Annotated in this window: 16 protein-coding genes; 6 read left to right on the top strand and 10 right to left on the bottom strand. The window is 51.5% G+C overall.

Going from position 1 to position 20,830, the window contains the following annotated elements; translation table 11 throughout:
- Positions 1–10: 10 nt before the first annotated feature.
- The 5 genes from LX66_RS12285 to LX66_RS12265 form a co-directional block, all read right to left on the bottom strand.
- Positions 11–568, bottom strand: coding sequence for an RNA polymerase sigma factor (locus LX66_RS12285; protein ID WP_244620384.1), 558 nt, complete (start codon positions 566–568; stop codon positions 11–13).
- Positions 569–637: 69 nt separating this feature from the next.
- The gene (gene def, locus LX66_RS12280) at positions 638–1,216 is read right to left on the bottom strand and encodes a peptide deformylase (RefSeq protein ID WP_145713690.1); all 579 of its coding nucleotides are present in this window, start codon (positions 1,214–1,216) and stop codon (positions 638–640) included.
- Positions 1,217–1,419: 203 nt separating this feature from the next.
- Positions 1,420–1,830 (bottom strand): Holliday junction resolvase RuvX, encoded by a 411-nt coding sequence (ruvX, locus tag LX66_RS12275; RefSeq protein ID WP_145713687.1) that lies wholly within the window; start codon positions 1,828–1,830, stop codon positions 1,420–1,422.
- Between the two features lie 5 nt (positions 1,831–1,835).
- Complete coding sequence (locus LX66_RS12270; RefSeq protein ID WP_145713685.1) at positions 1,836–2,702, bottom strand: UbiA-like polyprenyltransferase; 867 nt, start codon at positions 2,700–2,702, stop codon at positions 1,836–1,838.
- Positions 2,699–3,232: an RNA methyltransferase gene (locus LX66_RS12265; protein WP_145713682.1), complete on the bottom strand. Its 534-nt coding sequence runs from the start codon at positions 3,230–3,232 to the stop codon at positions 2,699–2,701. Before LX66_RS12265 ends, LX66_RS12270 begins: the two co-directional genes overlap by 4 nt.
- 189 nt (positions 3,233–3,421) lie before the next feature.
- Between LX66_RS12265 and mutS the strand changes: the two genes are divergently transcribed.
- From mutS to LX66_RS12250, 3 genes are all read left to right on the top strand, one after another.
- On the top strand, positions 3,422–6,031 hold the full coding sequence (mutS, locus tag LX66_RS12260) for a DNA mismatch repair protein MutS (protein WP_145713679.1): 2,610 nt from the start codon (positions 3,422–3,424) through the stop codon (positions 6,029–6,031).
- Between the two features lie 121 nt (positions 6,032–6,152).
- On the top strand, positions 6,153–6,506 hold the full coding sequence (locus LX66_RS12255; protein ID WP_145713678.1) for a hypothetical protein: 354 nt from the start codon (positions 6,153–6,155) through the stop codon (positions 6,504–6,506).
- A gap of 192 nt (positions 6,507–6,698) precedes the next feature.
- Complete coding sequence (locus tag LX66_RS12250; protein ID WP_145713675.1) at positions 6,699–7,097, top strand: hypothetical protein; 399 nt, start codon at positions 6,699–6,701, stop codon at positions 7,095–7,097.
- A gap of 62 nt (positions 7,098–7,159) precedes the next feature.
- Here the strand turns inward: LX66_RS12250 and LX66_RS12245 are convergent, their stop codons facing one another.
- From LX66_RS12245 to LX66_RS12225, 5 genes are all read right to left on the bottom strand, one after another.
- Entirely contained in the window at positions 7,160–8,566 is a 1,407-nt protein-coding gene (locus LX66_RS12245) for a sialate O-acetylesterase (RefSeq protein WP_145713672.1), read from the bottom strand.
- A 99-nt stretch (positions 8,567–8,665) separates the two neighbouring features.
- Positions 8,666–10,888: a GH92 family glycosyl hydrolase gene (locus tag LX66_RS12240; RefSeq protein ID WP_145713669.1), complete on the bottom strand. Its 2,223-nt coding sequence runs from the start codon at positions 10,886–10,888 to the stop codon at positions 8,666–8,668.
- Positions 10,889–10,996: 108 nt separating this feature from the next.
- The gene (locus LX66_RS12235) at positions 10,997–12,577 is read right to left on the bottom strand and encodes a SusD/RagB family nutrient-binding outer membrane lipoprotein (protein WP_145713666.1); all 1,581 of its coding nucleotides are present in this window, start codon (positions 12,575–12,577) and stop codon (positions 10,997–10,999) included.
- A 25-nt stretch (positions 12,578–12,602) separates the two neighbouring features.
- Positions 12,603–15,905, bottom strand: coding sequence for a SusC/RagA family TonB-linked outer membrane protein (locus tag LX66_RS12230; protein ID WP_145713662.1), 3,303 nt, complete (start codon positions 15,903–15,905; stop codon positions 12,603–12,605).
- 655 nt (positions 15,906–16,560) lie between these two features.
- Positions 16,561–17,598 carry a LacI family DNA-binding transcriptional regulator gene (locus LX66_RS12225; RefSeq protein WP_145713658.1) on the bottom strand — a complete coding sequence of 346 codons (1,038 nt, stop codon included), beginning with the start codon at positions 17,596–17,598 and terminating at the stop codon, positions 16,561–16,563.
- Between the two features lie 614 nt (positions 17,599–18,212).
- On the opposite strand from LX66_RS12225, the gene LX66_RS12220 reads away from it, so the two are divergent.
- From LX66_RS12220 to LX66_RS12210, 3 genes are all read left to right on the top strand, one after another.
- Positions 18,213–19,088, top strand: coding sequence for an AraC family transcriptional regulator (locus tag LX66_RS12220; RefSeq protein ID WP_145713655.1), 876 nt, complete (start codon positions 18,213–18,215; stop codon positions 19,086–19,088).
- Positions 19,089–19,195: 107 nt separating this feature from the next.
- Positions 19,196–19,747: an RNA polymerase sigma factor gene (locus LX66_RS12215; RefSeq protein WP_158642617.1), complete on the top strand. Its 552-nt coding sequence runs from the start codon at positions 19,196–19,198 to the stop codon at positions 19,745–19,747.
- Positions 19,748–19,796: 49 nt separating this feature from the next.
- A complete protein-coding gene (locus tag LX66_RS12210) occupies positions 19,797–20,813 on the top strand; it encodes a FecR family protein (protein ID WP_145713650.1) in 1,017 nt (338 codons plus the stop codon).
- The last annotated feature ends 17 nt before the right edge of the window (positions 20,814–20,830 follow it).

The raw sequence follows: 20,830 nt of genomic DNA, 5'->3' as shown, positions 1-20,830 counted from the left end.
TCCACCTTGATTACACCTGTTTTAGAATATTCCTTAATTGAATAATTGCGTTTCGCATCCTGGTCTTAACCGTCCCCAGCGGAATGTCCAGCAGCTTTGCGATCTCCTCCTGCGTACAGCCCCGGTAATAAGCCAGGTCAATGATCACCCGCTGTTCCTTGTTCAGTTGGTCCAGCACTTTGCCCAGACCGAGGTGGTCAACAGACTGCTGCACGGTGAGCTGCTCCTGCCGGTAATGGCCGTTGCCGATCTCCTGCATCTTCAGCCCCAGCTTGTGTGCCCGCGAGCGAAGGGTGTCAATAGCCGTATTGCGAGCAATATTCAGCATCCAGGTAAACAGGCGTCCCTTTTCCTCATCATAGCGATCAATGCCGCGCCATATCTTTAAAAAGATATCCTGCAACAAGTCTACTGCCGCGTTCTCGTCATTCACCACCTTGAGGGCCACGCCGTATAAAGCCGGGGAATAATGGTCATATACATAGCTGAATATTTTCTCGTCACGGGCCTTCAGGCCCTGTACCAGTTCAGCTTCAGTATATGTAAGAGAGGGTCTCAAATCAGCCACTAGGATAGTTAAGTATTAACAGGGGCCAAAATAGAAGCTTTTTTTTACATTACAAAATTTTCTTCTATTTTATTTATGGAATATCATCTTGTAATCCGTGCCTATCTTGCCTTTGGAGATATCTTCTAATTTTCCTTTCAGCATCCTGCGTTTAAGTGGCTTCAGGTAATCAATGAACAGTTTGCCTTCTGTATGATCATATTCGTGGAAAATAACCCTTGCGGTGATGCCGTGGAAGGTTCTTTCGTGGGGGTGGAAATTTTCGTCCAGGTAGCGCAGGCGGATCTTTTCGGGGCGGTACACGTCTTCCCGGATCCTGGGAATGCTCAGGCAGCCTTCATTGTAAGGCCACTCGTCCCCGTCCTCCTCTACTTTGTGAGCATTGATAAAGACCTGCTTTACTCCATGATCGCCGGGATATTCCGCCCTTTCCTCCTCATCCATATTATTGATGATCTGCTCGCTGTCCACCACAAAAAGGCGGATCGGCTTGTTCACCTGCGGGGCGGCCAGTCCCACCCCGCTGGAGCCATACATGGTTTCCCACATATTGGCAATGAACTGCTGCAAATTCGGATAGTCAGGAGTAATGTCTTCACAAACCTTTCTCAACACCGGATGCCCGTAAGCTACTATGGGTAATATCATTTAAATAACTGTTTTTCTGAAAAAATAAATGCAAAGGTACGAATCTAAAAAATTCCAAATCAGTGCAAATTCCAAATTCCAAATCCCAATATCCAAATTCCAAACAAATGGCCAGGCCTCCATGCAAAAGCAGTTTGCCGATAGCTCAGAGGGCTCGTGTTCAATTTTGGAATTTGGATATTGGGATTTGGATTTTGGAATTTTCACCTGTTCTGCAGGTAGCCCTGTAGCAGCACGGTGGCGCTTATTTCATCCACCAGGGCCTTATTCTGCCGGTCCTTTTTCTTCAGGCCGCTGTCCAGCATAGAGCGGGACGCGATTTTGGAGGTAAAGCGCTCGTCTATCTTTTTCACAGGTATACCGGGGAAATGCTTGTGCAGGATGCGGACACACTCCGTTACCAGCGCCGTGGCATCCGTGGCGCTGCCATCCAGGTTGCGTGGCTCGCCGATGATGATCTCCGATACCGTTTCCTGCGCCATATATTGCTTCAGGAAGGGCACCAGGTTGTGCGTAGGCACGGTGGTGAGGCCGCTGGCTATTAGCTGCAGGGGGTCTGTTACGGCCAGGCCCGTTCTTTTTTTACCGTAATCTATAGATAATATGCGTCCCATATGTATTATAATGCCACCAACATATCCGCTATTGCAAATATGGCATACACTACGCTGGCAACGCCGTTGGTGGTCATAAAGGCCAGGTTTACCCGGCTCAGGTCATGCGGCTTCACCAGCAGGTGCTGGGATACCAGCATGATCATGAATACGCCGGCCCCGATCCAGTACAGCCAGTGAAAATGCCCCTGTATGCCGATAGCGATCACCAGCAATCCCGCTATTACATGCAATATCTCGGAGCAGCGCAGGGCGCCCGGCTTGCCCAGCCAGGCGGGTATGGAATTCAGGGACTGGGAGCGGTCAAACTCCTCGTCCTGCAGCGAATAGATAATGTCAAAGCCGGATACCCAGCACAGCACCAGCACAGACACCAGCACCGGCAGCAGGGCAAAGTAACCGGTCACCGACAGGAAAGCGCCGATAGGCGCCAGCGACAGCCCGAGGCCCAGCACCAGGTGGCACAGGGCTGTAAAGCGCTTTGTATAGCTATAGCCCAGCACTACCAGCAGCGCCACCGGCGACAGGAAGAAGCACAGGCGGTTGATAAACCAGGTACACAGCATGAACAAGGCGGCATTGGCGATCACAAAGTACAGCGCATTGCTGGCGGCGATCACGCCGGCAGGGATCTCCCTTTGTGCGGTACGGGGGTTGCGCTTGTCTATCTCCGCATCCAGCCAGCGGTTAAAGGCCATGGCAGCGCTGCGGGCAAACACCATGCACAGCACCACCAGCAGGAACAACTGCCAGCGGAAGGGATGCCCCTCCTTTACCGTAGCCATAAAAAACCCGGTCATGGCAAAGGGCATGGCAAAAATGGTGTGACTGAACTTTACGAGCGAAAGATATTTATTGACAGTGCTGATCATCCTTTTTTCATTTTCACAAATATATCCCAAACCACGATACCGGCGCTCACGGAGATGTTGAGGGAGTGCTTCATCCCGCTCTGGGGGATCTCTATGCAGCCGTCTACCTGCTGCATCACGCCTGCGTCTACGCCAGTTACTTCGTTGCCGAACACCAGTGCCAGCGGCCGGTCTACCGGCGGCGTATAAGCATCCAGCATAATGCTTTGCTCGGCCTGCTCTATAGCCATTACGGTATAACCGGCTTCCTGCAATTGCTGTACGGCCTCCTGCGTGGTGGCGCTGTATTGCCAGCTCACGGTTTCCGTAGCGCCCAGTGCTGTTTTATGGATATCGCGGTGCGGGGGCGTAGGCGTATACCCGCACAGGACAATGCCCTGCAGCAGGAAAGCGTCTGCCGTGCGGAACACGGCGCCTACATTGTGCATGCTCCTTACATTGTCCAGCACCAGCACCAGGGGCGTTTTGTCCGCCTGCCTGAACTGGTGGATGGTTTTACGGCCCAACTCGTTGGTAGTTAGTTTGCGCATGAGGGCAAAACTACTAAATTCCAAATACCAAATACCAAGTACCAAAGTGGCGGCAAACATCAAAGTAAATGACAGCGTTCCTATATCTTAGGCCATTGCACCCGATTTTGGGATTTGGATTTTGGGATTTGGAATTTTGCTCCTTTTTTGGAATTTGGAATTTGGGATTTGGAATTTACATTTGCAGGTATGGCTAAAAGCAAATCGGAAGAAACCCCGTTAATGCAACAGCACAATGCCATCAAGGCAAAGTATCCCGATGCCGTGCTGCTTTTCCGGGTAGGTGATTTTTACGAAACATTCAATGAAGATGCGGTGATCGCTGCCCGCGTACTGGGCATTGTATTGACCAAAAGGGCCAATGGCTCCGCCTCCTACGTGGACCTGGCCGGGTTTCCCCACCATTCGCTGGATACCTATCTCCATAAGCTGGTAAAGGCCGGCCACCGCGTGGCCGTATGCGACCAGTTGGAAGATCCCAAGACCGTAAAAGGCATTGTAAAGCGCGGGGTCACTGAAATGGTGACGCCCGGCGTGGCCATTAATGATAAGCTGCTGGAAAACGCCAGCAACAACTTCCTGGCAGCCGTACACTTTGGCGCTGCCCTTACCGGCGTGGCCTTCCTGGACATTTCTACCGGCGAGCTGTTTGTAGCGCAGGGCGATACGGAGTACATCGACAAGCTGCTGCAAAGCTTCAAGCCGGCGGAAGTGATATTCGCCAAGCCGCAGCAGAAGCATTTCCGGCAAACCTTCGGCCCGCGCTTCTATACCTACACGCTGGAGGAATGGATCTTTACCACGCAGTATGCGCAGGAAACCCTGCTGAAGCAGTTCAGCACGCATTCCCTCAAAGGGTTTGGCGTGGAAGACATGCAGGAAGCGCACATTGCGGCGGCGGCCACCCTGCATTACCTGAAAGATACCGAGCACCCGCACCTGCAGCATATTACCGGCATGCAGCGCATAGACCAGGACGATTTCCTTTGGATGGACCGCTTTACCGTGCGCAACCTGGAGCTGCTGAACAGCAGCGTGGAAAACGGGCTCACCCTGCTGGGGGTGCTGGACACCACTGTAAGCCCTATGGGCGCCCGCCTGCTGAAACGCTGGCTGGTATTCCCGCTGCGCGATATTGCCCGTATCAACGAACGGCTGGATGTAGTGGAATACTTCATCCGGGAAACAGACCTGTCCAAAGCCCTGCAGCAACACCTGAAACAGGCCGGCGACCTGGAACGCCTGGTATCCAAGATACCGCTCAAAAAGATCAATCCCCGCGAGGTGATGCAACTGGCCAAAGCGCTGCAGCAGGTGCAGGCCATCCGGCAACTGCTGTCCGGTACGGACAATGCCTACCTGCAGCAACTGCACCAGCAACTGGACGCCTGTCCCGCCATACTGGACCGCATCCTGGAGCAGATCACCGATACCCCGCCCATACTGGTAGCAAAGGGCGGCGCTATCCGCGACGGCGTGCATCCCGAGCTGGACAAGCTGCGCCAGATAGCCAGCTCCGGCAAGGAATACCTGCTGCAGATACAGCAAAAGGAATCTGAAGCCACCGGCATTCCTTCCCTGAAAGTAGCATTCAACAACGTGTTCGGCTACTACCTGGAAGTGACCAATGCGCACCGCAGCAAGGTGCCGGCCGCCTGGATACGCAAGCAAACCCTGGCCAATGCGGAACGGTACATCACCCCGGAGCTGAAGGAGTATGAAGAGCAGATCACCGGTGCGGAAGAAAAGATACTGGCGCTGGAAGTAAAGCTGTTTGACGAACTGCTGCTGACGCTGCAGGATTACATTGTACCGGTGCAGCAGAATGCACAGGCCATGGCCCGCATGGACTGCCTGCTTTGCTTTGCCGCCAACGCCCTGCAATACAAATACCGCCGCCCGCAGCTTACGGACGGGTACCAACTGGACATCAAGGAGGGCCGGCACCCGGTAATAGAACGCGGCCTGCCCCCCGGGGAGGCTTATGTAGCCAACGATATCCTGCTGGACCGCGAGCAACAGCAGATCATTATCCTTACCGGGCCTAACATGAGCGGTAAATCCGCCCTGCTGCGGCAAACCGCGCTGATCACCCTGATGGCGCACATGGGCAGCTTTGTGCCTGCCGCCAGCGCCACCATCGGGCTCACGGACAAAATATTTACGCGTGTAGGCGCTTCCGATAACCTCAGCGGCGGCGAGTCCACCTTCATGGTAGAAATGAACGAAACCGCCAGCATTATCAATAACATCACCCCGCGCAGCCTGGTGATACTGGATGAAATAGGGCGCGGCACCAGCACCTATGATGGTATTTCCATTGCCTGGAGCATCGTGGAATATTTGCATGACATGACGCCCCACCGGCCCAAGACCCTCTTTGCCACCCACTACCATGAGCTGAATGAGCTGGAGAACAAGCACAGCCGGGTAAAGAACTTCCATATCACCAATATGGAGGCGGGCAACAAAGTGGTGTTCCTGCGCAAGCTGGCGCCCGGTGGCAGCCGTCACAGCTTCGGCATCCATGTGGCGAAGATGGCCGGCATGCCACCCGCCCTGGTGGAGCGCGCCAATGAGGTGCTGGCCCACCTGGAGGAAAAACATATTGATGCACCGCTGCAGGAAGGCATCAGGCAGATCGTTTCCGCACCAGCCAAAATGCAGCTCAGCATCTTTGACGCCCACAGCGATACTTTTAAAGAGATACGGGACAAGCTGGAGCATGTGGACATTAACCGGCTTACACCCGTGGAAGCCCTGCTGAAGCTGAACGAGATCAAGGAGCTGCTGAAGTAGCGAATGCCCGCGAATTTATCATGTTAAGGAATATTAACTTTATAACTATTCCTAATAATTGTATTATATTTAATACCATTCTTTAACCCTTAACATGCATACTATGAAAAAACTACTCCCTATGGCACTGTTACTGTGCCTCTCATTTGCAATGTCCAGCTTTGCACCGCCGCAACACCCGGTACCTGTAAACAAGCCAGCCGCCTTTGCTATTTCCTGGCCTGCTACGGGCACTACTTATGGTATGCAGGGTCTGCTGACCTACGAAGTAAGCGGCAGCGGAAGCACGCCTTACTCTATCCGGTTCTATTACCAGGGCAACCAGGTAGGCGGGTCCTACATTTTTACACAGGGAAGCCCCAGTACTGATTTTTATGCTACCGGTATGCAAAGCGCTACCGGAATTTCCAATGTGATATTCCATGTGGCCTCCTTTGAGCCGGGGTATGTGGTTGATTTTATCGGTCCGTACTAATGGCAGTTATATACTATAAAGGAAGCCCGGGGCGGTAGCAAAGGCTGCTTACCCGGGCTTCATTCGTTGCTGTATTAAGTTAACGTATAGCCTTTAACATTAGCAAAGTTTAGCAGAGCTTATATCCCCAAAACATCTTATTTTAGATACGACATTTTATTTTTTAAACCCTCAATTCAATAACCATTTACTATGAAAAGGTTGTTTCCCATTGCACTGTTATTGTGCCTGTCTTTTTCTTTGTCCAGTTTTGCGCCGGCTTCTAAGCATTCCGTTACAATCAAAAAAGGAGCGTATCCGAGTTTCCCTATCACGGGTCAGACTACTGCCGGTGGTAGTTTATTAGATTATTCGATCACCAGCAGCAGCGGCCCAGCACCATATTATATCACATTTTATGCCCCCAATACAGGGGAGCAGGTAGGCGGCCCTTATCCTTTTGAACTAAACAGTGTAATAAACGGTGAATATTATTATGGATGTGGCGGCATGGGTACCGGTATGTATGCCGAGTTAAACATCACAGCGGTGGAACTACGTTTTCGCGCTGATGCCACAACATACACAGTCAATTTCATTCCCGGAGTCTAACTTAGCGTCTAAATAAAGAACCTCCGGCGATACCGGAGGTTCTTTATTTGAGTAATACAAAATCACCACTCATCCGTCCTGAATGACGAAGCCGGCAATCCTTCTGTATTAAACAAATTGCCTACCACCCAATCCTTAAACGCATAACGCACAGCCACCGGTTCTTCCACCTCTTCGCTTTTCACCGCTACGCCGCCACGGGTGATCCAGGCATGTGCAGGATGAAATACCTTGTCTGCACCCGCTACTTCAAAATCCGTCAGCGGCTTGCCAAAGGTGGTCAGCCCGTTGGCTGCATGATCAAATGACAGGTTCACTGTATCTGCGGATACTTTCATAGACTTATATACCGGCCCTTCATGCGGAATGCCTTTCATACCGTAGGTCCTGGCCAGGGCCCAATACAGCAGGCGCTTGCTGACGATGGTCTTGTCTGCCGGGTGAATGCACTTCTCCTCTCCTACGTCCATCGTCACCGCCATACCTGCATTCGGGATTTCCTCCAGCGCCTTGAGCTGTGCTTCACGAATTTTGCCGCCCAGTTCATGATCGCCCGCGTATTCATACGGGGCTATCTGCACATAGTAAAAAGGAAATTCCCCGCAGTCCCACACGCTTCTCCAGGCGTTTACCATGGCGGGCATCAGCCGCCGGTACTGTGCAGGACGGGTACGGTTGCTTTCTCCCTGGTACCAGATCGTGCCCCGGATACCGTAGCCAATAAGCGGCGCCACCATCCCGTTGTACAAGCCCGTAGGATCGTTTTGATGCAGTTTCAGGGTATCTGTCACCGCAGGTATCTTTATCTCACCAGCAAAGGGCTGCAGGCTCTTTTCATTCATCCAGGCTTCTATTACGGTACCGCCCCAGGATGTTTCGATAACCCCCACGGGCACCTGCAGCTTTTCCTGCAGCATCTTTGCAAACTGGTAGCCCACAGCGCTGAAGGTGCTCACACTTTCTGCATCAGACACTTCCCAGGAGCCCTCGCAGGTGAACTGCGGTACCCTCGATATTCTGCGCTTTACGTGAAACAGGCGTACCTGCGGGTTGTCCGCCTCCATCAGGATATCTGTGGAATGTAGGATGGGCTGGTTCCTGAATCCTTTTACCGGCATCTCCATATTGGACTGGCCGGAACATATCCATACTTCCCCGATCAGGATGTTGCGCAGGGTAATAGCCGTACCGTCGGAAATAGTGATCTCATAAGGACCGCCTGCTGCGGGGGTTTGCACTTTTACTTTCCAGGCGCCGTCGGCGCCTGCTTTTACGGTATACTCCCGTTTATTCCAGGAGGTGGTCACCGTTACACGGGCATTATGGGTGGCCTTGCCCCACAGCACCACCTCCGACTGCCGCTGCAGTACCATATTGCTGCCGATAATAGCAGGCAGGGTGACATTAGCGGTAGCAGCAGTGCTTAGGAATACAAAAAGTAGTGCGAAACAGAAAAGTCTTTGCCTCATAGTGGAATTAGTAATTAATAATGAATAATTAAGAGACGAGTGCCGGGTAACAACACTTACGCTGTGAAAATTATTAATTCTTCATTACTAATTATTAATTTATTTCAGCCATATCTCCAAACGGCCGCCCGGCGCCAGTTGCCGGTGTGCAATAAACAGGGAGCCCAGGCGGCTGCCGTTCCAGGTTACGTGATCAATATAAGCGGCTGCCGGGTTGGGCCGGTGCACCTGTATGCTTACCTTTTTATGATCCGGAAGTTGCAGGGTTACCTGGTCAAAGAGCGGCACGCAAAGCGCGTACGCGCCGGATACCGGGTCTACCGGGTACATTCCCATCGCGGCAAATACATACCAGGCGGACATCTGGCCGGCATCGTCATTACCGCTCAACCCGCCCGGGCCATCCGCATATTCTTCCTGCAGGATACGGCGCACTTCCCGCTGGGTTTTCCAGGGCGCGGCCGTATAGTTGTACAGGAAAGGCACCTGGTGACCGGGTTCGTTGCCGTGCCAGTATTCACCTTTTGCGAAAAGACTGTCCAGCGCGGTTTCCAGGCCGGCCTGGCCGCCCATCAGCGCGGCCAGGCCCGGTATGTCGTGCGGTACATAAAATGTATACTGGCGTGGCGTACCTTCCGTGATGAAGGGCATTTTTTTATCCGGGTCAAACGGCGTATACCAGCCACCGTTAGCATATCGCCCCCGCACAAACCCGGTGGCGGTATCAAACACGTGCCGGTAATTCCGGGAACGCTGCAGCAATAGCTTGTGGTCCGCCTGCTTGCCCAGGGCTTTGGCCATCAGGGCCAGGGCATAATCGTCGTAAGCATATTCCAGTGTGCGGGACACCTGTTCCTTTTTATGAAAAGCATCCGGCACACTGTCCTCCAGGGGGATATAGCCATACCGCAGGTATGATGCCAGGGCGCGGCGCCCCTTCCCGTCCACATAGGCAGCGCGGGCGGGCGTTTCAAATGCGTTTCGGCGCATCAGTGCATAAGCGGCTTCCGCATCGTACTGCCGGATGCCTTTTTGCCAGGCAGATGCAATGAAGGCGGTAGCATGATCGCCTATCATGGCGCCGGTATAACTGTTCCAGCAGGGGAAAATGGGCAGCCAACCGCCATCCTGTCCTTTCCGGACCAGGGAGCGCACCATGTCATTTACACGCTGCGGGTCCAGTATTTCCAGCAGGGGCAATTGCGCACGGTATATATCCCACATGGAAAAATCGTCGTAGTAATTCCCGGATCCCAGCCTGGCCTGCCGGTACTGTTGTGCAAAGCGGGGATAGGCCCCGTCTGCATCATTGAACGTCCGGGGATGCTGCAGGCTGTGGTACAGGGCGGTATAAAAAATACGCTGTTGCGTGCTGTCTCCCGCCACCTTAATTTTTCCCAGGGCGCTTTCCCAGGTACGGGCGCATTGCCGCCGCACGACAGCCAGTTCCCAGGTATTGATCTCCGCCTGCAGGTTCCTGCGGGCCGCTGCTATGCTGGTAAAGGAAGTGCCGACACGGATACGCACCCGCTCACCGGCTGCTGCCTTAAAGCCAATATAGGCGCCCAGCCGGGAACGATTGCCCAGGCTGTCCGTAGTATATACGTCTCCGTTACTGAACGTACCTTTTACGCTGAAGGGCCGTTCCACCTGCACTACAAAATACCCGCTGAAGCCCGCCGGCTGTCCCCAGCCCTGGTAAATGCGGTGGGCAGGATTGTAACCGCTGATCTCCTGCCGTTGAGCGTCTATTTGCACAAAGCCCTGCTGCTGGTCGCTATTAGGCATTACCAGCAGGTAAAAGCTGTCTGCCCGCTGCAGGGTAAACTGCAACAGGCTGCTGCGAGCCAGGGCTGTCATTTCCGCTGTAATGCCATATTGCGTCAGTTGCACGCGGTAGTAATCCGGGGCGGCGGTTTCCTGCCGGTGGGAGAAGGTGGTTGCAAAATCCGCCACCCGTGTGCGCAGATGGCCGGTGAGGGGCATTATAGTTACACTACCGTAATCCTGGGTGCAGGAGCCGCTGAGCCAATGACTGCCCCGGAAACCGCTCAGCAGGGTATCCTTGTAATAATAGGGCGCCAGGCATTTCTGTTCCGAAGTACGGGTTTGCGGCGTCCACTGGGTCATACCGAAAGGTACGCCCACAGCCGGTATGGTGTTGGCCAGCCGTTCGGTGCCGGCGCCATGTTTCAGCGCGGCGGCGGTGGTGCTGTTGGCAGTGCCGGTTAGGGGCTGTACCAACGGGAGCAGGCTGCCGGTTTGGGCGTGCAGCATGCCGGACCAGCCAAAGGCCAGGAGTATGAGGAGGCATTTCTTCATAACGTAAATGCCCAAAATACATAATAATCAGGGCAACAAAAAGAGACCCGCCACGGCAGGGCCGTGACGGGTCTCTTTTTGGCATTTTATGCTGGTATAGGGTAAAGCTTATCTCACCCAGAAAACCTTCGTAGTATAAAGGTCCTTGGCTGCCACTGCTTCGTAATTCTTGGCATTCAAGTTACGCTCCGTAGAAGGATACAGTAACCTGGCCGGCGGCGTGGGAACAAGCGTAGAACCTCCATCTACCGGTACGCTCAGCTTCGGATAACCGCTGCGCCTCATTTCTGCCCAGGCCTGCGGGGCCAGCATCGGACCGAAATCCACCCATTTCTGCAGGGCTATCTTGTTCAGGCTACCTTCCTCATCAGCAGGATTGTAGGCTACCAGCGGATTGGCCAGCAAAAGCGTGATCTCCGCTTCCGTGTAAGGCGTTTCCTTGGTGCCATTGTACTGGCTAAGGTTATGTATCTGGAAATAGTAAGCAATAGACTGACGGATACCTGTTTCGTAGGCTGTTCTGGCAGTTCCGCCCCCCCAACGCTGGTAAGCTTCTGCTTTCAGGAAGCTTACTTCGGCAGCCGTGATCACAATACCCGGGAAATACTCGTTCCTTAAGAAAGTAACCGTATCCAGGCGGGAAATAAGGCCAGCACCTATTGCATTTTCCTGCTGGGTAGTGTTCCAGGAAGTAGGTACTCCCTGGTATTGTCCGCCTGTATTCAATTCGTAGAACACCCTTAACCGGGGATCACCGGCAGGCTCCATCAGTGAATCCACCATATAGCCAGGGGCCAGGTTGTGGTTAAATTCCGTCCAGGCGGCATTCATATCCGTTGTCAGCAGGTTGGGCGCAGCAGCCGTGATCTGCACGTTATCAGTAATCACATCTATCAGCGGGTACAGGGTGGGATTGCCCAGTATCTCCTGCACCAGCGTTTGTGCCCTGCTTTCCTGCACATAAGATATGCGCATAGCCAGGCGAAGCATCAGGGAGTTGGCATACCTGCGCCACTTCAGCAGGTCGCCTTTCAGCAGTATATCCTGTTTAGCCAGTTTGTTCATATAGAACTGACTTGGCTGCACGGTAGCCAGCCAGTTGCTGATGCGCTTCAGATCTGTAAGTATAAAATCGTATACAGCCGCGCCTTCATCAAATGTTGCCAGGGTAAGCTCTCCTGTGTAGTTGAGCTGACCCGCGGTAGAGAAGGGAATATCTCCCCAGATATCCACCTGCTGGGCAGCCTGGTCGTATACGAAAATACGGGCGGTTTCCATGAACAGTAAATAGCCTTCTTTTTCCTCTTCATTCCCAAGCCCTTCATGGATCTTCTCCATTTCACGGAAAATGGAAAGCGGTGCTGTCCAGTCGCTTCCCGGAGCGGTATAAAAATCGCTCCAGCGGTCTTCCACGTAATCCGGGTTCGGCTCATACATTTTATTGTCATTCACGAAGCCGATGCTTTGGGTATAACGGCCGGTTATTTCACCGAGGAAGGTAAACATATGCCGGTAGTTGGGAAACACGCGCCTGTTCTTAAACAAGCCTGTATACAATCCGTCAATGGTGCCCACCGTCGTCTTCTCCGGGTCATAATATTTTTCATCAAACTGCGACTTCTTGCAAGCGGTAAAGGAACCTGCTGCTACGAGCGCCAGCATTGATATGATAAGAATATTTTTCTTCATTTTTTTCAGTTTAAAGCTTGATCAATTAAAAGCTCAGTCTCAGGTTGGCGCCTATGGTGCGGGAAGCGGCCATGGTGCCACCACCTATACCTTGCCTTACAAAGCTGGTACCCATCCCTGCTTCAGGATCTACGTTCTCTATGGTTTTGTAGAGGTACAGGAGGTTCCGTCCAAAAAGACCTACGGTCAGCTTCTGTACTTTCATTTTGTTGGCAAGCCTTACAGGTATGGAATAATTCAGAGCCACCTCGCGCAGCTTAATGAAATTGTTGTCAAACACTGCATCCTCGTAAGAAGAATTGGGTGTAGGCCCCCAGGAGTAGGTAGTCAAATAATAATCTGCTGCTTCCAGTATGATGTCGTTCTGTTTTCCCGTAGCGTCCACACCGTCTATGATAATACCATCGTGATAAACAGTAGCGCCTCCCGGAGCAGAAGCACCCGGTGCTAAAGGTATCTTGGCGCCGGTACCATCTTCATAGTAAGTGATACCACCATGCGCCTGGTCACGGCCCTGCAGGGAGTTGGTCAATAAACCAGCGCCCCTGGCCAGGTAATTGGTAGCAGACACCATTTGTCCGCCCCAGCGGAAATCCACTAAAAAGTCCAGGCTCCAGTTCTTATAGCGCAGGGTATTGCCGATACCGCCCACCAGGTCAGGCTGAATATTACCTACTTTTTCCTGTTTGGTTACATCGATATCATAGTATCCGCTGCTGTTAACGATATACTTACCTTCCTCGTTTGTCTTGCGCCTATACACCATAATATCCCCTGCATTGCTGCCCGGTTTCGCAACGATCCTCAGCGCACCGTTGTCAACATCGGTCAGTTGCAGCTCTTCCAGGCCATCCATCAGGCTTTTTACTTTGTTCCTGTTATAGCCTAAAGTACCACGCACGTTCCACTCAAAATTCCGGCTCGTGTAGGGCACGCCGTTCAGGGCTACTTCCACACCATAGTTCTGCATATCCCCTACGTTGGTCCATATGGAGTTGGCGCCGGTGCTGGGAGATAAGGTCAGCGGAAGTATCTGGCCTTTGGTAATATTCGTGTAGTAAGATACGTCCAGTCCAAACCTGCCCTCGAGCATCTTCACTTCCAGGCCGGCTTCTGTTTCATATTTCAATTGCGGATCCAGGGCATTATTGCCATAAGAGCTGCTGGGATACAGGTAAGGCACGGAATTCACAGTGGCGCCTGTATACACTACGTTGGCGGTATAAGCTTCTGCCGGGCTGGCCACACCACCATAACCCGCACGCAGCTTCACATAGTCGAAAGCCCTGGGCAATTCCATCGCCCTGCTCAGCTCAAAGGAAGCGCTCACGCTGGGATAGTAATAAATATTATTCTCCGGGAACAAGGTAGATACTCTTTCCCTGCGGATGGTACCTTCCAGGAACAGCATGTTCCGGTATTCCAGCCCTAATATGCCAAAGAGACCGTCCTGCAGGTAGTAGCTGCGGGGAGACCTTGCGGACAACGCATTTTTGGATGCATTAGTACTGAACCAGTTTTCCTGCGTTAAACCTCCTTCCGTGCTCACATGACTGTAGCGGTTCTCATGCCTGCGCGCCTGGTAACCTACGCTGGCATTCAATGTAAAACGGGGGGAAAACTTCTTGGTATAGGCCAGCAACAGATCGCTATAGATAATGCTGTACTGGTTATTATCTGTGATATACTTGCCGGTCTCGCCAAAGGACAGCGGATACTCCGTATGTTCCTTGGTTTCCGCCGTATAACCGGTAAAGTCGTTCCCTACCCTCCCACGGAAGCGCAGCCCGTTTATAATCTCGTAGTTCAGGGTAGCGCTGGTGATCACACGGTTAGAGTACTCATCATAGCTGTTCATCAGTTGTTTCCAGAGGAAATCCATGAAGTTATAAGCCCTGATATCGTATTTTAACGCTTCATCAGGATCCCTTTGGCTCTGGTTATAGGGCACATATTTATAGTCTTTGGTAGTTTTATATTTATCAAAGTACACATCCATGTAGTCCGCAGCACTGAACATACCATTAAAGGCTGCTGTCAGGTTGTGTATCTGTTCCGGCCGGTTATGTACTTTTTCATTTACATAAGTAACCGTGATGTCTGTGCTGAGCCTGGAGTTGACTTTATAAGTGGCATTCAGGTTGAAGGTGTTTTTCTGCTGCTTACCGCCAATCTGTACGCCTTTATAATCATTGCGAACATAAGATATACGGTAGTCCGATTTATCGGTAGCGCCAGACAATGCAATGTTGGCAATTGAGCTGTAGCCATTCTGGTAGAAATCCTTCCAGTTATCTTTATGCCCTACATATTTACGGGTAGAGCCATCCCAGTAATAGATGTCACTGCCATCAAACTTGCGGCCAAACTGGCCATAAGCCCTGAAGGAAGGTCTAACGTCCGCCCTGCCGTCACCATTCAGGTCGCCCATGTCCACCCATCCGTCAGGAGAACCGTAAAGCCCTATGTTAGTAGCTCGGTCATAACCAGGACCATATTCCGTCTGGTATTCAGGTACAATCCCTACCTGCTCAATACCATAGGAATAATTGAAATCAACGCCTATACCCTGTCTCTTTTTGCTGCCGGCTTTAGAGGTGATCACTACTACCCCGTTCGCGCCGTCTGAACCGTAAAGTGCCGTAGCAGCGGCGCCTTTCAGGATACTGATATCCTGGATATTGTCCGGGTTGATATCCAGCAGGCTGTTGCCCCGCAGGCGGGTATCAGAATCATAGCTACCGGTATTCACAATGTCCTTCCGGATAGGCACACCATCCAGTACGATCAGCGGCTGGTTATCCTGGGTGATGGAGTTGATACCCCTGATCTGGATCGTTGCAGCGCTGGTAGCACCACCGGGAGTTGTTTGGATCCTCACGCCGGCGGCCCTGCCATACAATGCAGAAGCGAAGTTGGTAGGCGCGGCCTTCACCAGTTCGTCACCGGATACGGTAGCGAGCGCATAACCCAGCTTACGGCGTTCCTTCTTGATACCCATGGCAGTCACCACAATTTCATTCAGGCCCTTGCTGTCCGGCGCCATCCTGATGGCCAGCGACACCCGGCCGTTCAGGGGCACTTCCTGCCTTAAGTAACCAACATAGGTGAAAATGAGCGTGCCCTCCGGGTCGGCACTCAATTTAAAAGCCCCGTTCTGGTCGGAGAGTGTACCATTGGAAGTGCCTTTTTCCTGTACACTCACACCCACCAGCGGGTTACCCTTTTCATCCTGCACGATACCGGCTATGGTTTTCTTTTCCTGTGCTAATACAATATTGGTGCACCAAAGGAAAAGTACCGCGCATACGAGGAGCGATCTTTTCATTTTACTCTTTTTTAGATTAATACTATAGTGTTAAAAGCGGTCAATTACTGTGCGATTGGCATAGTTATCAGCATCCCGCGCGGTAAGGAGATACGGCCGGCAATGCGATACCAGGTATAAGGAAATAAATAAACACGGCTTACTGCCTCAGGCAGTGCAGGGCCGGCTCAGGTGGCATGTGTCATGTAAAGGTTTTGCATGTTCATAGGTTTTCATTAGGTTTTCAAAAGGAAATCCCCGCCGTGGCTGCATTACCGGCAGCTATTGCGGAAGTTCGTCGTATAGAGATTTTAGTAAAAACAAACGTAATATGATGTAATATAGTAATTTATTGCAAAATAGTAAAAATTATTATAATATCTCAAAACGCTGTCCCTTTTTCCGGGGCCCGGGAATGCTCAGCCAAACTACCGCCCATTCGCACACGATATTCTTTCATACTTATGACAAAAGAAACACAATCATTGTTCATTGATTATTATCCAGTCACTTATTCAATTTCAAACATAGATAAAGTTTTTATAATTTACAAGCTTATCCCGTCATTTTCAATAAAATAGTTAAAACAGGATCAGCCCGTGCTAAAATAAAACAAGGTATTTAGCACAGGCAAAGGAATAGTTCCATGATGTATTTTCCGGGAAAGCGCAGGGGATTACGCGGGCAGCTCCGCCTGAACGGTTTTCTGGGTTGACTGCCGCACTTCCAGCGTGGGAGACAACACCAGGTGCTGCGATGTGCTGGAAGCATGATTCAGCTCTTTCATCAGCAGGTTCACGATCTGCCGGCCTATTTCTTCTATCGGTTGGGATACGCAGGTAATGGAAGGGCTGTGCAGGCGGAACAGGTCATGATCATCAAAGCTCACCATTCCTACGTCCGGGCCTATACGAAGCCCCATGGAACGGATGCTTTCTATACCGTAAATTCCCAGGTAGTTGGTGGCAAAAAATACTGCATCCACTTTGGTTGTTCTCAGGTACCTGATGATCTCCTGGGTATGCGCTGCGCGGTCCATTTCAAAGGGCAGACGCTTTACCACATTCTTGTTAAAGGGAATACCATGCTTTTTCAGGGCCGCCACAAAACCATCCAGGCGCTGCTTCATCTGCACCTGGTCTGAAGTGGTGGTAATAATGCCTATCTTCTTGTAGCCCTGCTCCACCAGGTGGGAGGTAGCGGCAAAAGCGCCCTGGAAATTGTCCACCACCACGTAATGGGAATCCACATTCGGCAGGTAGCGGTCCATGAGCACCACCGGCTTGCGCACCATTTTCAGCAGCTCTATCTCCTTCTCCATATTCTTGGCAGGCGTAATGATATAGCCGTCCACCTGCCGGTACTTCAGCACTTCCAGCAGTCCGCGCGCCTTGTCACTGTTGTCTTCCGTACTGCCATACAATACCTTGTACCCGTGCTTGTCCGCTTCATCTTCCACCACCTTGGCTACATTGGCGAAAAAGTTATTGGCAATATCCTCCACGATCAACCCCAGTGTTTTCGTCTTACCGGTGCGCAGCCCCCGTGCCAGTTGGTTGGGTTTGTATTTAAGCTTGTTGGCTATTTTAAGTATTTTCTTGCTCACCTGGTCGCTGATCCGCTTCTCCTTCGCCTTACCATTAAGTACAAAAGAAACTGTGGTAGGAGACACACCCGCCTGCCTGGCGATATCTTTTATAGAGATTCCTTTCATTCGTAAATAACTTTTGTTAGCGATCTCATGGAACCTCGCATTTACATGCCCTTGTATGAGAGATGTTTATCCTGCTCGGTTTCATCTGTCTGTATTAGTTTGTGCTTATAATCGGGTGCGTTGGAAACTCATCTCAAGCGCAGGTATAACACGCTCAATCGATTTAGCCCAGTGTAAAATACAAAATTACTTGTCAAAAATACAATAGGCACATCAATAGCTAAATTACAGGAAATGATATTTTTTTAACCAAAAATTAATAAATTGGCATCATTCATAGGAAAGATTCCCGCGGGGGGCGGGAAAAAGGAGGCAACCTACGCTGTGCGAAACGACCATCCTGCCATCTTTATACCGCAAACAGGGGATATTGGCTGCCGGATCGCATGAGGCGCCCGGAATTCCTTCAGGACAGTAAAAACGTAATAATTGACGCATGAAACCGAGCATGATAGTTTTTCCACACGGGGGCCATTTAATGCGAGGTTCCATAAGACCGCTGAAAAAATTAATTGACGCATGAAACCGAGCATGACAGTTTTCCAACCACAGGGCATAGGAATGCCGGGGATCATCCGTTCCGCCAGGTTGCTGATAAAGACAAACATTAACAGATGAAACCCATCCTTATTAAAGTTGGCGCCTTTGCAGACAACCAGATCACGATCATAGAACGTTGTGATCCGTATTTCAATACGCCCTTCCACTTCCACCCGGAATGCGAGCTGGTATACGTAACAGAAAGCCATGGAAAAAGGATCGTGGGTGACAGCATCGAAAGCTTTGATGTAGGAGACATGGTGTTCCTGGGGCCCAACATCCCGCATGTATGGTATAACGACGAGGACTATTATAAAGGACTGGAGCAGCTCAAGGCCCGCTCCGTGGTGATCTATTTTCCCAGGGATATTTTCGGGGACAAATTCTACGGGCTGCCGGAAACCAAAGCCCTTACGGAGCTGTTTCACCGCGCACAGCGGGGCATGAAGGTCACCGGCGCCACCCACAGCCAACTGAAGGAGGAAATACTGGCCCTGCCCAGGAAGGAAGGGCTGGACCGGATCATTTCCCTGCTGCGCATCCTGAAAACGCTTTCCGAAACCAAAGACTACTACTTCCTGGCCAGCACCGGCTATTCGCACGCCTTTAACGCAAAAGACAACCACAAAATAGACGAGGTGTTCAAGTACGTAATGAATAACTTTTCCCGGGAAATATCCCTGCAGGATGTAGCCAGCATCACCAACCTCTCTCCCCAGTCCTTCTGCCGCTTCTTTAAGAACCGCACCAAAAAGTCCTTTGTACAGTTCCTCAACGAAGTGCGCATCGGGCACGCCTGCAAGCGGCTGACGGAAGAAGACTGGTCCATTGCCGAAATTGCCTACTCCTGCGGCTTCAAGAACCTCTCGAACTTTAACCGCTTCTTCAAGGAAATAGTTGGCAAAACACCCAAGGAGTACAAGAACGAGCTACGGCTGAAAGAGAGTTAATAATTAATAATTAACAATTAATAACACCCGTAACACGACCGTTACGCGAAACACGGCCGTTTCGATTATTAATGCTTAATTATTAATTATTAATTAAATTTATAGCCGTGTACAGCAACTATCCAGATCAACAATTGCTTGCCTTACTGCGGGCCGATAACGTGGCGGCTTTCAACGCCATTTACGACCGTTACAGCAAGCCCTTGTACCTGTACATCTTCAGCAAGCTGGAAATGGGCGAGATCAGCAAGGATGTGCTGCAGGACCTCTTCGTTTCCCTCTGGGAAAAAAGAAAGCAGCTCCAGATCAGCGACTCCCTGCGCTCCTACCTGTACCAGGGCGCGCGGCACAAGATCATAGACATCTACCGCAAGAACAGCTCTTACCGCAAATACCTGCAGCAACTGATAGAACACTTTGACACACAACCGGAAAATATAACGGACCATGTTGATTACAAGGCCAGGAACCAGGAGATACTGGAGGCCATCAACCACCTGCCGGAACGTATGAAAGAAATATTTATGCTCAGCCGGCTTGAGCATCAAACCATTGAGCAGATCGCGCAACGCCTGGGACTGTCGCAGCAGACGGTCAAGAACCAGATCACCAAGGCGCTGAAGATACTGCGCTCCCATACGGAAACCGGTAACGGATAGTACCAGCGCAAGGGTTGTACGACTACTAATAAACCTTAAACAAGAAACGGTGGATACAGAACATATTAAAAAGGTACTGGAACGCTATACACAGGGACAATGCACAGCGGAGGAATCAAAGATCATTGAACAATGGTTTGAAGGCGTTAACCGGCATCCCTCCACCGTTGAAAATGACGACGCTCTTTCCCTGGAGTTGGAAGCAGTAAAGCAAAGCATCCATGAAAAGATACAAGTGCCCCGCCAAAGGCGCCTGCGCCCCTGGTATTACGTGGCCGCGGCCGCCAGCATACTGCTGCTGGCCGGCGCCTGGCTGTTCAATTATATAAAGCAATCTCCCGCCGGCTCCCCGGATACGGCCCCGGTGGCCCATACATCGCCCAAAAGCAGCCGTCACATTGCCGGCGGCATGGTTACCCTGCAAACCGCCAAAGGCGCCAACGAACGGATCGTGCTGTCCGACGGCAGCACCATCGTGGTCAACGCATCTTCCCGCATACGGTACCCACAGCAGTTCCCGGCCGGTAGCCGCAACGTGTACCTGGAAGAAGGGGAAGCCTTCTTTACCGTGGCCCCCGATCCAAGCAGCGCCTTTACCGTGCATGCCGGCGACCTGCGCACCACGGCCCTGGGCACTTCCTTCAATATCCGCGATTATGCCCATGAGCACAGGATCACCGTGGCCCTGCTGAGCGGCAAAGTGCAGGTAGACCGCGCCCGCAACGGCAGCAGCGGCCAGGCCCTTATCCTGCAGCCCAACGAGCAGGTGCATTACGACCTGCAGTCCCTCCGGCTGGAAAAATCCTCCTTTGCCAGCCCGGAAGAAATTGCCGGCTGGAAACAAGGCTACCTGGTATTTAAAGACGCGTCATACAATGAAGTAATAACAGAGATAGAGAACCGGTACGGTGTTACCATTATCAACCAAAGCGATAAAAAAGAGTGGAAGTACACAGGCTTCTTCCAGGAAGAAAGCCTGCAGGATGTGATAGAGACCATATGCCTTGCCAAATCCCTTTCCTACAAGATCAGCAAGGACACAATTACGCTGAGAAACAGCCATTGAAAAGCTGTGTAGCTAAT

It is taken from the genome of Chitinophaga japonensis (genome assembly GCF_007830125.1).
Classification (GTDB): domain Bacteria; phylum Bacteroidota; class Bacteroidia; order Chitinophagales; family Chitinophagaceae; genus Chitinophaga; species Chitinophaga japonensis.
Note: the sequence above shows the minus strand (reverse complement) of the source record. Positions and strands in the feature narration are given on the sequence as shown.